Annotated in this window: 11 protein-coding genes; 8 read left to right on the forward strand and 3 right to left on the reverse strand. The window is 63.6% G+C overall.

The window, feature by feature from the left end; translation table 11 throughout:
• The first annotated feature begins 14 nt into the window (after positions 1-14).
• Positions 15-761, forward strand: a complete 747-nt coding sequence (locus GKZ68_RS03590; RefSeq protein ID WP_173110793.1) for a LytTR family DNA-binding domain-containing protein — start codon at positions 15-17, stop codon at positions 759-761.
• 6 nt (positions 762-767) lie between these two features.
• On the opposite strand, the gene GKZ68_RS03595 is transcribed toward GKZ68_RS03590, so the two are convergent.
• The gene (locus tag GKZ68_RS03595; protein ID WP_173110795.1) at positions 768-1,148 is read right to left on the reverse strand and encodes a hypothetical protein; all 381 of its coding nucleotides are present in this window, start codon (positions 1,146-1,148) and stop codon (positions 768-770) included.
• A gap of 219 nt (positions 1,149-1,367) precedes the next feature.
• On the opposite strand from GKZ68_RS03595, the gene GKZ68_RS03600 reads away from it, so the two are divergent.
• The 6 genes from GKZ68_RS03600 to GKZ68_RS03625 all read left to right on the forward strand — a co-directional run bounded on the left by GKZ68_RS03600 (position 1,368) and on the right by GKZ68_RS03625 (position 8,535).
• Positions 1,368-2,183 carry an SDR family oxidoreductase gene (locus GKZ68_RS03600; RefSeq protein WP_173110797.1) on the forward strand — a complete coding sequence of 272 codons (816 nt, stop codon included), beginning with the start codon at positions 1,368-1,370 and terminating at the stop codon, positions 2,181-2,183.
• Between the two features lie 137 nt (positions 2,184-2,320).
• Positions 2,321-4,972 (forward strand): glucosidase, encoded by a 2,652-nt coding sequence (locus GKZ68_RS03605; protein WP_173110799.1) that lies wholly within the window; start codon positions 2,321-2,323, stop codon positions 4,970-4,972.
• Positions 4,973-4,976: 4 nt separating this feature from the next.
• On the forward strand, positions 4,977-5,609 hold the full coding sequence (locus GKZ68_RS03610) for a cyclase family protein (protein ID WP_173110801.1): 633 nt from the start codon (positions 4,977-4,979) through the stop codon (positions 5,607-5,609).
• Positions 5,610-5,690: 81 nt separating this feature from the next.
• Positions 5,691-6,932 carry a DUF2252 family protein gene (locus GKZ68_RS03615; RefSeq protein WP_173110803.1) on the forward strand — a complete coding sequence of 414 codons (1,242 nt, stop codon included), beginning with the start codon at positions 5,691-5,693 and terminating at the stop codon, positions 6,930-6,932.
• Between the two features lie 385 nt (positions 6,933-7,317).
• A complete protein-coding gene (locus GKZ68_RS03620) occupies positions 7,318-7,998 on the forward strand; it encodes a hypothetical protein (RefSeq protein WP_173110805.1) in 681 nt (226 codons plus the stop codon).
• A gap of 18 nt (positions 7,999-8,016) precedes the next feature.
• Positions 8,017-8,535: a gluconokinase gene (locus tag GKZ68_RS03625; protein WP_217275306.1), complete on the forward strand. Its 519-nt coding sequence runs from the start codon at positions 8,017-8,019 to the stop codon at positions 8,533-8,535.
• Positions 8,536-8,540: 5 nt separating this feature from the next.
• Here the strand turns inward: GKZ68_RS03625 and GKZ68_RS03630 are convergent, their stop codons facing one another.
• Positions 8,541-9,404, reverse strand: coding sequence for a hypothetical protein (locus GKZ68_RS03630; protein WP_173110807.1), 864 nt, complete (start codon positions 9,402-9,404; stop codon positions 8,541-8,543).
• A 232-nt stretch (positions 9,405-9,636) separates the two neighbouring features.
• Between GKZ68_RS03630 and GKZ68_RS03635 the strand changes: the two genes are divergently transcribed.
• Complete coding sequence (locus GKZ68_RS03635; protein WP_173110809.1) at positions 9,637-11,796, forward strand: hypothetical protein; 2,160 nt, start codon at positions 9,637-9,639, stop codon at positions 11,794-11,796.
• Positions 11,797-11,828: 32 nt separating this feature from the next.
• Here GKZ68_RS03635 and GKZ68_RS03640 read toward each other — a convergent pair whose 3' ends face one another.
• On the reverse strand, positions 11,829-13,967 hold the full coding sequence (locus tag GKZ68_RS03640; protein ID WP_173110811.1) for a TonB-dependent receptor: 2,139 nt from the start codon (positions 13,965-13,967) through the stop codon (positions 11,829-11,831).
• Positions 13,968-14,271: the final 304 nt, after the last annotated feature.

Consider the following 14,271-nt stretch of genomic DNA (forward strand, 5'->3'; position numbering starts at 1 on the left):
GCTTATAATTTCCTATGACCCCCATCACCTGCATTGCCATCGACGATGAGCCCCTGGCGCTAGCCCTGCTCTGCACCTTTATCGAGCAAACACCTTTTCTGAAGCTGGTGGGCCGCTATGGCAGCGGCGTGGAAGCCCTGAAAGGCCTGCACGAGCTGGCCGAAAAAGTGGACGTGGCGTTTGTCGATATTCAAATGCAGGAGCTCACCGGCCTGGAGCTGGCCAGGGTGCTGGGCCAGCAGGCGGCGGCGCCGCGCATCATTTTCACCACCGCTTTCCCGCAGTACGCGCTGGAAGGCTACAAAGTCGATGCCCTCGACTACCTGGTGAAGCCCTTCAACTACGAAGAGTTTTTGCGGGCGGCCAACAAGGCCCGCGCCTACGCCGAGCTAGCCCACGCCAGCGCCGAGGCCGCCGCGCCCACCCCGCCCGCGCCCGAGGAAGAGCACATTTTCCTGAAAGTAGAATACCAGCTCGTGCGCGTGTCCCTCAGCGATATTCTCTACGTGGAAGGCCTGAAAGACTACGTGAAGGTGCACCTCAAGAGCACGCCGCGCGCCCTGCTTTCGCTCATGAGTCTGCGCGCGATGGAAGAGAAGCTGCCCGCCCGGCGCTTTCTGCGCATTCACCGCTCCTTTATCGTGGCGCTCGATAAAATCGAGGCCGTGCGCCGCCTCACCGTGCAAATCGGGAACGAAACCATTCCGGTGGGCGAGCAATACAAAGAGGCCTTCGCGCAGTTTCTCAGTCGCTGGACGTAGGCATTGCTACTGCCGGCTGCCCGGCACCCGCATTTCGGGCAGCGGGCGCGCCGGCTTGAGGCCGCGCAGCTCCTGGTATTTATCTAGCTGGGCAGGGGAGAGCACCGCCTGAATTTTGGTTTCAAAGTCGGCCTCCTGCGCCTGGCGGCGCGCGTGCTCGGTTTCGTCGGGGCGATGAGTGAGGCGCTGCTTGCGCTGCGCTTTGTCTTCGTCGATAAGGGTGTTGAGGCGGGCCACCTGGGCGGGCGTCAAATCGAGCTGCCGCAAAACGCCGGTGTGCTTGCCCGCGTGCCCCAGCACCACTACCTCGGGCAGGGTCTGGGCGGGCAGACTAGCCCGGCCTGGCAGCGCCGCCACCAACATAAGCCAAAACAGAAGGGAACGCATAACAACAAACATGGACTGGCCGGTAGCACGCAGCGGCTCACGCACAACGCAAAGGTATCGGCTAGCTATACACCAGCCCGCGCCGGGCAAAAGGCGGTGAAGGATTAATGAGGGGCTAGCATTAACACCAGCAAGGAAAACCTCAGCCGGCAAAACCTCGTCTACCCCGCAGCCTCCCAGCCGATGGCCGGTTTGCGCGCGGCCCCTTTTCCCAGCTTTATGCCTACTTCCCCCTCTCCCCGCCTGGCGGGGCAATACGCGCTCGTAACGGGCGCTAGCTCTGGCATCGGCGCCGCCGTGGCCAAGTCGCTGGCCGCCAGCGGCGCTTCGGTCGTCGTCAACTACATCGGTAATTCTGACGCGGCCGACGCCGTAGTAAAGGAAATTACCGACGCCGGCGGCACGGCCGTAGCCATCCAGGCCGACGTGAGCAAGGAAGACCAGGTGCAGACCATGTTTCAGCAGGCCATTCAACGCTTTGGCACCCTGCATATTGTGGTGGCCAATGCCGGCATTCAGGTCGATTCGGCCTTTGTCGACATGAGCCTGGCGCAGTGGCAGAAGGTACTCGACGTGAACCTGACCGGCCAGTTTCTGTGCCTGCGCGAAGCCGCCCGCGAGTTTATCAAGCGGGGCGTGCAGCCCGATGTGAGCAAGGCCGCCGGCAAAATCGTGTGCATGAGCAGCGTGCACGAAGTCATTCCGTGGGCCGGCCACGTCAACTACGCCACCAGCAAGGGCGGCATCATGGAGCTGATGAAAAGCGTGGCCCAGGAGCTGGCCCCGCACAAAATTCGGGTCAACAGCATCGGGCCGGGCGCCATCAAAACGCCCATCAACCACACGGCCTGGGAAACCCCCGAGGCCGAAGCTAAGCTACTGACCCTCATTCCGTACAATCGCGTAGGCGAGCCCGAGGATATTGGCGGGCTAGCCGCCTGGCTGTGCTCCGACGAGGCCGACTACATCACCGGGCAAACCATTTTTATGGACGGCGGCATGACCCTGTATCCAGGTTTTGCCACGGGCGGCTAAGGCAAAGCAACGTGTCATTGCGAGCGCAGCGAAGCAATCGCACCCGAACGGCCGGCATCCGGCTCGTTTATTTGTATGGTTCTGGTGCGATTGCTTCGCTGCGCTCGCAATGACAACGCTTTTTTCGCTTCTACCAGTTGACCCCCGAACACCAGCGCCTTCTCGAAGCCGATACCGACCAGCAGCCCTGGCGGCGGTTTGGCCCCTACCTGTCTGAGCGCCAGTGGGGAACGGTGCGTGAGGACTATTCAGCCAACGGCGATGCCTGGAACTACACCACCCACGACCAGGCGCGCAGCCGCGCCTACCGCTGGGGCGAAGAGGGGCTAGCGGGCTTCTGCGACAGCGGCCAGCGCCTGTGCCTGTCGCTAGCCCTCTGGAACGGCCAGGACGCCATTCTGAAAGACCAGCTTTTTGGCTTAAGCGGGTCGCAGGGCAACCACGGCGAGGACGTGAAAGAATTGTACTATTTCCTCGACAACACGCCCACGCACTCTTACCAGAAGCTGCTTTACAAATACCCCCAGCGCGCTTTCCCTTATGAGCAGCTGGTGGGCGAGAACAAAAAGCGCACCCGCAGAGACCCCGAGTTTGAGCTGCTCGATACCGGCATTTTTGCCGATGGCCGCTACTTCGACGTGTTTGTGGAATATGCCAAGGCTGGTCCCGAAGATATTCTTATTCAATACACTATCTTCAATCGGGGGGCGGCCGAAGCTGTGCTGCACGTGCTGCCGCAGCTGTGGTTTCGCAACACCTGGGCCTGGGGCTACGATAACTACCGGCCCAGCCTCACGGCGCGCGCCGATGGCACGGTGCAACTGAGCCACCGCGAGCTGAATTCCCTGACCTGCTACGCCGATGGCGCGCCGGAATGGCTGTTTTGCGACAACAATACTAATACCCAGCGGCTATTCAACGCCCCCTCGACCGAGCATTTTTTTAAGGATGGTATTCATAATTACGTTGTTAATAACCAGCAAGATGCCGTAAATCCGGCCCGCACCGGTACCAAGGCTGCCGCGCACTACCTGCTCACGCTGGCGCCCGGGGCTAGCCAGCAGGTACGGCTGCGGCTGGGGCCGGCCGGGCTGGTGCAGCCCTTCGCCGATTTCGCGCAGCTTATCGCCCAGCGCCAAGCTGAGGCCGATGCTTTTTATGCGGAAAGCCAGCAGGATATTGCCGATGCCGACGCCCGGCTGGTGCAGCGGCAGGCGTTTGCCGGCATGCTCTGGAGCAAGCAGTTTTACCACTACAGCATTCCGCGCTGGCTGGCCGGCGACCCTGCCCAGCCCGCCCCGCCGCCCGAGCGTCTTGGAGGCCGCAACTGCGATTGGAAAAGCCTGGATAACAACGATATCATCTCAATGCCCGATACCTGGGAATACCCCTGGTACGCGGCCTGGGACTTGGCTTTTCACTGCATTCCGCTAGCCCAGATTGACCCGGCGTTTGCCAAAAACCAGCTGCGGCTGCTGTGCCTCGACTGGTACATGCATCCCAACGGCCAGCTGCCGGCCTACGAGTGGCGCTTTGGCGACGTAAACCCGCCGGTGCACGCCTGGGCGGCGTTCCGGGTGTATAAAATGGACCAGAAGCAACGCGGCGACGGCGGCGATGTGGAGTTTTTGCAAACCCTATTTCACCGCCTGCTGCTCAATTTTACGTGGTGGGTAAACCGCAAGGACCGCGACGGGCGCAATATTTTTGAAGGCGGTTTTCTGGGGCTCGACAACATCGGTGTGTTTGACCGCTCGGCGCCGCTGCCCTTCGGCGGCTACCTGGAGCAGGCCGATGGCACGGCCTGGGTGGCCATGTTTGCGCTCAATATGATGCGCATTGCGCTGGAATTGAGCCAGACCAATCCGGTGTATCAGGACCTGGCGAGCAAGTTTTTTGAGCATTTTCTCTACATCGCCGAGGCCATGACCAACGTGGGCAACAGCGCGCTGAACCTCTGGGACGACGAAGACGAGTTTTACTACGATGCCCTCAACACGCCCGAGGGCGGCCACGAGCTGCTGAAAGTGCGCACGATGGTGGGCCTGATTCCGATGTTTGCCGTGGAAGTGCTCGACGAAGACCTGCTGGCCAGCGCGCCGCTGTTTCTGGAGCGCATGAATTGGCTGCTCGATAACCGGCCCCACCTGGCTTCGCTGGTGAGCCACTGGCAGGAGCCGGGCAAGGGCGCGCGCCGCCTGCTCAGCCTGCTGCGGGGCCACCGCCTGAAGCGCTTGCTGTTCAGGATGTTGGATGAGCAGGAGTTTTTGTCGGACTACGGTGTGCGCAGCCTGTCGCGGGTGTATAAGGACAAGCCCTACGTGTTCAGAGACACGGAGATAACGGTAAATTACCAGCCGGCCGAGTCGGAAACCGACCTGTTTGGCGGCAACTCCAACTGGCGCGGCCCCATCTGGATGCCGGTTAATTTCCTGCTGGTTGAGGCCTTACAGCGGTTTCACCACTACTTCGGGGAAGATTTTAAGGTGGAATACCCGACGCACTCGGGCCAGTACTCGACGCTGCTGGACGTGGCCGATGCCCTCACGGTGCGCCTCACCAAGCTCTTTTTGCGCGACCCCGGCACGGGCCGCCGCGCCTGCTTCGGCGACAGCGACTTGTTGCAGCACGACCCCAATTTCAAGGACTACGTCCTCTTCAACGAGTACTTTAACGGCGATACCGGCCACGGCCTCGGGGCTAGCCACCAAACCGGCTGGACGGGCCTCATCGCCAAGCTCTTGCAGCCCAAAATAATGAATGGCCAACGCCAAAGCCAAGAACCTTAACCTTATGCCCGTACCTGCTCCCTGGCTCGATGCCACCACGCCCATTCGCACCCAGATGGTGCACTGGCCCGACAACCTCGGCGTGACCGTGACCCGCACCCTGAGCCAGGACCGGGGCGACGCCGCCAACGTGACCGAGCTGCACCTGAGCGCCCACACCGGCACCCACGTCGATGCGCCGCTGCACTTCACCACCGGTGCCGGCGATGCGACTACCCTCGACCTGGGCCGCCTCATGGGGCCGGCCACCGTGGTAACAATCCACGACCCCACCAGCATTAGTCTGGCCGAAGTGCAGCAGCTGGCTATCAGGCCCGGGACCGGGGCGCGGATTTTATTTAAAACGCGCATCTCCGGCAGCGATTGGAGCACCGAGCCGTTCAAGCCCGATTTTGTGGCCTTGGATGGCGACGCGGCCCGCTACCTGCGCGACCTGGGCGTGGTGTGCGTGGGCGTCGATTACCTCTCCGTGGGCAAGGCCGATGCCCACCACGCGCTCCTCGATGCCGGCATTTGCGTGATTGAGGGGCTAGCCCTGCAGCACATCGAGCCCGGCCACTACGAGCTGCTGTGCCTGCCGCTCACTATTGTGGGCAGCGACGGCGCCCCCGCCAGGGTGCTGCTGCGGCCGCTGTAGAGCGGCCGGGCCAGTCTTCAGCCAATGACTAGAAAAGCTGCTTAAGTTGCTGGCTTTTTAAGCCCAGCCGCCTGCTTGCTTATGTCTGCCGCCAAAATTCCCGCTACGCCCGCCGCCATTGCCGCCTTTTTTCAACTGCACGATGCGGGGCGGGTACCCGCGCTATTACCCATTCGCTACCACCGGATGCGCGTCGAGGCGCTAGCGTTTTTCCGGGGTAGTGCGCCGCTGTACTACACGCGCTTTGGGGCGGCGCCGGCCCTGGCCGACGGGCCGGTAGGCTGGCTGTGCGGCGACGCGCACATCGAGAATTTTGGCTCGTACCGGGGCGATAACGGCTTGGTTTATTTTGACTTGAATGATTTTGATGAAGCCGCGCTAGGCCCACTGCGCTGGGATGTGGGCCGCCTGCTGGTGAGCGTGCGGCTAGCGGCGGCCCGCCTGGGCCTGCCGGCTGCTGCCCAGCAGGCCCAGGCCGAACTCCTGCTGAGGGCTTATGCCGCGGCGCTGGCCGCCGGCAAGGCCTACCTGCTGGAGCGGGCCACGGCGCGGGGTGTGGTGCGGCAGTTGCTCAAGGCTGTGCAGCAGCGCCGCCAGCGCGAGCTGCTGGCCAGCCGCACGAGCCGCCGCAACGGCTGGCACTTTCGGGCCCACAAAGTAGCCGCCCTGCGCCCCCTGCCGCCGGCCGAGCACCTAGCCGTGCTGCGCGCCGTTGAAAACTGGCGGCTGGCGCAGGCTGTGCCGCCCTGTGGCCCCCTGCTCGACGTGGCCGGCCGCATCGCCGGCGTAGGTAGCCTGGGCGTGCCGCGCTACGCCCTGCTGGCCCGCAGCTGCCACCCCGGCAAGCTACCCCGGCTGCTGGACCTGAAGCTGGCCCTGCCGGCCGCGCCGGCTCCGTTTAGCCCGGTGCCGCAGCCTGCCTGGCCCACCGAAGCGGCCCGCGTAGTTGCGGCGCAGGGCTACCTGCAGGCGGTGTGCCCGGCGCTGCTGCAAGACCTGGAGCTCGGTGGGCGGCCCTTCGTGCTGCGAGCCTTGCAGCCGGTGGCCGATAAATTGAACTTTGACAGCCTGCCCGCCGATTCGGCTGGCTTCGAGCAAGCGCTAGCCGATTTTGGGCATCTGCTGGCCTGGGCTCACCTGCGGGCGGCGGGCCACCGGGGTAGCGCCGGCCCCGATGCCCTACGGGACTGCGGCGCCACCGTAGGTAGCTGGGGCGGCGAGATACTGGCATTTGCGGCCACGGCTCAGGCCGCCGTGGAGGCTGATTATGCCGCCTTTGCCCTGGCCTGCGACGAAGGCCTGTTGCCCACGGCGGCGCGCTAGCCCCACCGGCCCTGCTGCGGGCACCTGCGGGCGCAGTCGCGCTTGCTGCTAGCCCGCTTACGCTGCCGCTGGCTGGGTAGTGTCAAGGGCCAGCCCGGTGAGTGGCGGGCAAACAAGGTAAGGCGTCGGGCCAAGCAGCACTGGGTAAGGGGCGACAGAAGTAAGTAACCCACTCCGGCTTTAGCACTGGCCGAGCGGCCGGCCCGAGCGGCTAGGCTATTGTCTAGGCGTGGTAATTAGCACCGGCTACCTATCTTGCTGACTACTCCTTTACTCAGTCTAATATTGCTACTTTAACGTGCTATTTATTCCACGTTTTGTGCTACGGGCGGGCGGTTGTGGGCTGTTTGCGATTGGGCTAGCCTTTGGTAGCCATGCGCAGCGAGTGGTTAAGACCGACAATGCCGTGTACCAGCACCGCGGCCCGCGCTTCCTGCCTAGCCTGAGTATTGACAACCGCAACTCCTTCGTGCAGTCATCGGCTGTGCGCATTATCGGCCTCAACCTGGGCCTGCTGCCGCGCGGCAAGCCCTACCGCCTGGGCCTGGGCGGCTACACGCTGCGCCGTAGCTACTCGCAGCTGTATACCTACTCGGGCAAAGGTAAGAATGCCAAGCTCAAGGATACTTTTAGCCCAGAGCTGAATCTTAGGTATTTAACCCCAAACTTCACTTATATTTTTCTGCGCCGCCGCTTCATCGAGCTGAGTATTCCGGTCGATATCGGGCTGGGGCGCAGCCACTACACCGTTACCGACGAAAAAGGGAACGTCTCGACCGACAATAAAGGATTATTTTTTCCCGCCGAAATCGGGTTTGGCGTGTTGCTCAAGCCCACGCGCTGGGTTGGGGTCAGCGGGGCGGTGGGCTACCGGGTATCGCTCAAAGAGATAGATTATAAAGAGGATTTTGATGGCTGGTACTACAGCTACCGCCTCAACCTGTTTGTGGGCCCCATCTGGCACGACCTGCGGCGGGCGCACCGGGACTGGCGGGCCTGGCGCACCGCCCACCCTGCGCCCGAGGTCCCGCTCAACCCGCCGCCCGACGGCATTGGTAATCCCTAGCGGGCGTTATTTGTGGCCATGAACCAACCAATCATTCTCATCATGGGCGTGTCGGGCTGCGGTAAAACTACTGTGGGCGAGCTGCTGGCCCGGCGCCTCGGCCGGCCTTTCTACGATGGCGACGACTTTCACTCGGCCGCCAACGTGGCCAAGATGGCGGCCGGCACGCCGCTCACCGACGCCGACCGGGCCGACTGGCTCGCCACCCTGGCCAAGGACTTTGGCCAGTGGGAAGTGGCCGGCGGCGCCGTGGTGGCCTGCTCGGCGCTCAAGGAAAGCTACCGCCAAACGCTGCAGGCCGGGGCCAGCCTGCCCATTCAATGGGTGCTGCTCGACGGCGACCCCGCCGTGCTGCGCGCCCGCATTGCTAACCGCCTGGGCCACTACATGAAAGCCAATATGCTCGCCTCGCAGCTGGCCACGCTGGAGCGCCCCGCCTACGGCTTGAAACTCAACATTGAAGACACGCCCGAGCAGCTGGTGCAGCAGATACTGGACCAGCTGCACCTGGCGCCCGTGGCCGCGCTGCCAGCCTAGCCAGCCTACCGAAACGTGCGCGAAAGGCCCACCGTGAGGTAAAAAAACGAGGCGTCGTAACCGCCCGCGGGCACGTGCAGCGGCACCAGGTAGCTAGGGGTGGCCGCCACGCTAAAGCGCCCGGCCGCCAGCGTAACGGGCAGCGAAAGCGTGTAGCCCAGCGAGCTAAAAGCCGGGGTAGCCGGCTCCACAGACCTCGTTACGATGCCGCGCCGCTTGCTGCTTACCTGACTGGTGGTGGCGAGCGAGGCGGCGTAGAAGTGCTGGCTGCCGGCCCCAAACTCCACCGTAGGCTCTATCGACAGCGTGTCGTGGGCGAGCACGGGCAGCCGAAACGGATGGCTCAGGTCAAAAGTCAGCACCAAGTCGTGGGTATTGCCCACAAACACGTCGGCGCTGGCGCTGGCCGTCGCAAGGCCAAAAAACTGCGTAATGCTGGCGCTGAGGTCGTTGTGCAGCGAAGTTTGCACCAGGGCACTTTCGCCGTAGGCAAAGAGGCGCGTGTACTGCACCGTCCAGTACGTGTCGGAATTACCCACCGACTGCCAGCCCGCCATCAGCTCCCCATAGTTGATAAACGGCTCGCGCAGCGTTTGGTAATTATAAGAATGGTTGAGGTAAAGCGAGCTGATGAAGCCCCGGGGCGCCTGGTAGGTGAGGGTAGTACCCAGGTAGCCCTTATCATTTTCGGGCATGGGCGCGCGCTGCAAGTACGTGGTGCGTGTGGCCGAAGTAAAGCCCAGCGTGAGCAAAGGCGGCGCCGGGCCGGGCCCGGCGGCCAGCAAATCGGGTAGGGGCGGGGCTGCAGCCGAGGCCAACTGGCTAGCCAGCAGGACCGGCAGCAGGCTGGCAAAAAATGCGCGGGGCATGAGAGCGAGGTGAAAGAAAAGTCGAAAAGCCGACAAGGTTCGGCCAAGAAGTGTGGACGGCAGATGAAGCTGGCGACGGCCAGCCAAGCGCCGGGCTAAAGCTAGCGCGCTGCTAGGATGCGCCGGCCGGCCGTAAGTTTAACTACTGGCTGAATAGGTCAAAAAAAGTGCGGCTGTGTTGGCCTGAGCCCGCTTTTAGACGGACCTTTGCAACTGCTACTTGTACTTTATCATGCTGAAAAAATACTGGCTGCTGACGCTGCTCCTGCTCCTTGCCGCCAGCGGGCTAGCCCCCGGCCGCGCCTGGGCGCAGGGCTCGGCGCCTACTACGCCGCTGCTGCGTAGCCTCTCGCTCACCTTCGATACTGTGCGCTACAGCCTGGGCGAGCAGATGCTGACCGTAGCCGGTGAGCCGCGCCTCTACTTTTATTACCACAACGACGACCAGGTGGCCGAGCTGCGCCTAGTGCCGCTGCGGCCCGGCCGCCGGCCGCCGCGCCTGCTGCCCTCGCCCGATTTTGTGCTCCAGGATTCGCTTATTGCCGGGCCGGGCGGCGAGTACCGGGGCATGCTGCACTTTCGTAACCTCACCGGGGCGCCCTTCGTGCGGCTGGCTTTTGCGCCGGCCGTAGACTCGGCCGGGCAGCCGGCGCGGGCCCAGCAGCTTGTGAGCCTGCTGCCCCTCACCCGCACCACCCTCGATGCGCGCCTGGCTAGCCCCGAGTTATTTATCGGAGAAGAGAAAGTGCTGGAAGTGAGCACCAATAATGTAGCCAACGTGCGCGTCAGCAACGAGTGGACCAAAAACCAGGACATCGACTACAAGCTGACGCGCGAGAAGAACGGGCTGTTTCTGCACCTCGTGCCCAACACGCTGGGGGCGCACACGGTGCTGGTGCGGGCCCTGGCCGAGCGCCCGCACCTCGACGGGGCCGGCCGCCTCACCTACCAACTGCCGCCGCTGCGCCTCGACTTTGTGGTGCGGGCCAGCCGCCTGCGCTTTCTCACGGCCGAGCGCAAGGATGTGACCTACGACGACGCCGGCCGCAGCCAGGGCTCCGAGTTTGTGCTCGATGATGGCCACAACTTTGAGCTGCATCGTACCTACCGCATTGAGGCGCAGCAGGAACCCGGCGGCGCGCTCGTGGCCGAGCTCTACACCCGCAGTTATTTGAGCAACGACCGGGTGCTGTGCCAGTTGCGCGTGTACAATACCCACCGCCAGGCCGACGGCTACCTATTCATTAAGGATGGCGACGTGGCCAAGTACATCACTAATTTCGACATCACGCCCCGGCCGCGCATCATGGCCATCAGCGTGCTGCACCGGGGTGGCGACTGGGGCGGCAATACCACCGTGAGCCCCGGCGAAACGGTAGATGTGCGCCTCGAAGGCGAGTCGCTGCTGAAAGGCCGCTACCACTTCGACGGCGCCAATATTATCCCTTCCGATTCTTCGACGCGCTCCGAAAAAGTAGTCATCTACCGCGTGCAGGTGCCGCTGAGCAGCGTGCGCAAGCGCATCGGGGTATTCGACGGCAGCACGCCCACCGACTACGGCCTGAGTGTGAAGGAAGCCCAGCGGCCGCACCCGCTCAATTTTGTGCAGGTCAACTACGGCAATGGGCCGCACCCCGTCACGCAGCTCAACGGCCCCGTTCTCTACGACAAGACCATCCCCGACGTGGTGTTTAGCTTCAACGCTAACGCCATCGACGAGAGCGGCAACCTCTACGGCCGCCAGTACCTGACGATGGACGTGCGCACCGTGGACGACAAGGGTAACCTCATCGACCAGCGCTCGGTCGACCAGCTGGTGATTTGCCCCGGCGAGTCGTCGCCGCGCTACGCCTACTACCAGGGCAACGACTGCCAGGTCGGCAATTTCAGCCTCAACAGCCTGCTGGGCCGCAAAACCTACGACCTCGACGCCTGGTACCGCATCATCATCACCGTGCGCCACGACGCCCGGCAGTACGGCAGCAAAGGGTTTTCGCAGCAGATAGAGCTGGTGCTGCGCCGCCACGTCAACTTCGATATCAGCGTGAGCTTCCCAGCCGGCCTGCTTACCAAATATGCTGGCCAGTCGAGCTACACCAGCTTTGGCGGCATCAGCCTGGCCACGCTGGCACAGCTTAGCTTCTACGCGCCCGACCGCATCAACCGGCTGCGGCCTTACCGTATCGGGGCCGGCTTTGTGGCGCTCAATGCATTCAATCTGTCGAACGACCAAAGCGTGCAGCGCGACCTAGGCATCGTGATAATCGGCTCGGTGGTGCCGGTGCGCACGGGCGCCCGGCTCACTTTTCCGCTGTATCTGGGCGGGGGCTACCTGCTCACGCAGCGCCTGCCTTTCCTGTTGTTCGGGCCGGGCATCGGCGTCACGCTGTAGCGTGAAGCTGAGGCTTCGCGCTAGCCGGCCTGCTACCAGCGCCAGCCCAGCAGCGCCCCGCCGTAGTAATTGCGGCCCGGCGCGGGCTGAAAGTACTTGCCGCCGAAGGCGTTGAGGTCGTTGCCGAGGCTGTAGCGGCGGTCGGTGGCGTTTTCTATGCCGCCGTAGAAGTCTACTTCCAGCCGCCCGGCCAGGGTGCGGCGCCAGCCCGCGCGGCTGCCGAAGACCCAATAGCCGGCCGCATAGTCGGTGTTGGCATCAGTGAGCGGCAGCGTGGCTTGGTGGCCCACGGTAGGACTGAGGTAGAACCCTAGCCGCTGCGTAAAATCGAGGCCCGCGCTGAGCGTGTGCGGCGCGGTGCCGGTGAGCTGATTGCCGCCGTACTGCTGCCCGGCGGCCGACTCATAGCTGCCGAAGCGGAAGTAGTTGTAGGCGTAGCTAGCCCACAAGCGCAGGCCCGCCCTGGTAGTTTGCCCCATGCCGGGCCCGCCCGGCATGGGTGCCACCTGCTGCCAGAGCTGGTAGCTGGCCGCCACCTCGGCGCCGCGCTGGTGGGTGTCGCCGGCATTGGCAAAAAGCTGGATGCCCTGCGCATTGGAGCGCGACACGATGGTATTGCGCAGCTCAAAATCGAACACGGCCACGTCGAACGTGAGGCGCTCGTGCAGCAGTGTGCCGCGCCCGCCCACCTCGTAGCTGGTGCCGCGCTCGGCTTGCAAATCTTGGCTGATAGTGCCATCGGAGGGCCGCAGCTCGGCCTCGGTGGGGGGCGAAAAACCGGTACTCACGCTGGCATAGGCCGAAAGCTGCGGGGTGATTTCCTTAAGCAAGGCTAGCCGAGGCAATACCTGAGGCTGAAAATCGCGCGCCACGCCGTAGCCGGTCGGGTTGGTAGCGGCCGATGAGATGCGCGCAATCTGGTAGCGCAGGCGGTTGTAGCTAGCCCCGGCCGTGAGCAGAAAGCCGGCCGGCAGCTCGTAGTCAGCCTGCGCAAAGACAAAGCCGGTGCGGGTTCGTATCTCGTCATTGTAGCGCAGCGTGGTGGGGGCACCGCCCACGTTGAGGTAGCTGCGCGCATCAGTAAACGACGCCTGAAACTCGCCGCCGCCCTGCACCCGCAGTATCCGCCCGGCCAGCAGTCCCTGGTAGTGGAGCGCCACCCGCCCGCCGCCGCCCAGGATAGCATCGCGCTCCCAGTCAACCAGATACGGCGTTTGTACGCTGGTGCTGCGGCCATAAAGCGTGGCCGTGCTGCGCCACCTGTCCGAAAGCCGGTACTCGTGCGTGAAACCCAGCAAGCCGGTCTGCGAAGCGTAGCTAGCCTGCTGCGCCACCGTGCCGGGGCTGGCCGCCGTGCCCGGCCGCGCCAGGCGCGGGTCCTGCTCGTACTGGGCGCGGGTGAGACCGCCCGGCAGCTGATAGTAGAGGTCGGTATACAGCGCGTGCACGGCCAGCGTCTGCCGGTCGGTGGGTGAGGTTTGGCCATCCAGGGCAAACACATCGCGGCGCAGCGCGCTTTGCTCGCGGTAGCCGTGCAGCTGCTGATGCGCGTACTGGGCGCGGAAATAGTCGCCGTTGGCTTTGCTGGTTTCTACCGCCGCCGTGAAGCGCCGCAGCCCGAACGACCCCACCGAGTAGCCCACCTGGGCGCGGCCCTGGCTAGCCTGCCCCAGCAGTGGCCGGCGGTTTTCGAGGCGCACCACGCCGCCCGTGCCGGCCCCGTACACGCTGCCGGCCGGCCCCTTCAGCACCTCAATGCGCCCAATTTGGGCCGGGTCCAGAATGTTGAGCGGGCTCGTGCCATTGGCCTCCGTAAAGGGAATGTCGAAGTAGTACATTTTGACGTTGCGCACGCCGAAGGGCGACCGTAGCGTGCTGCCTCGCACGCTGAGGCGGTAGCTGCCGGTAGCCCGCTCCTCCAGCCGCACGCCCGGCAGCGTATTCACCGCCGAGGCCAGCGAACTCTCATTGAAGCGCTGAATAATCGTGTTGTCGATGACGCCCACGCCGGCCGCCGTGCGGCGCAGCGGCAGCCGCTGGCCGTAGCCCACCACCGTGGCGGCGGGCAGGGCGCGGGCAGTAAGCGTATCGGGGGGGCTGGAGGCCTGTTGCGCCACTAGGCGCAGGGCCGGCATTAGCAATAAGACTAGCAGCAGGTAACGTGGCAGCATGAAAACGTGGCGAGGTTGCTAGGCCAAACGGCCAAGGTAGGAGTGGGGTTCGCGTTGGCGCCGATTGAGCACTCACAAGGCTAGCTTAGCTCATGCTCTGCCTCGATTGCAGTCGGCCCCTTATTCCTGCTTAACGACAGGCGGTACCTCAAACGTGATAAGCTGCTGCTTACTAGCAAGGTTGATTGCTTTCGCAAAGGGGTTATCGCAGATGAAAACATCGCCCATATATGGCGAATACCTCCTTCCCAAGCCTAAGTGGCCACAGAATCGGCCGGTAGTTTTGGGGGCTTTTGGTAGGGTA

This window comes from Hymenobacter sp. BRD128 (assembly GCF_013256625.1).
GTDB lineage: Bacteria > Bacteroidota > Bacteroidia > Cytophagales > Hymenobacteraceae > Hymenobacter.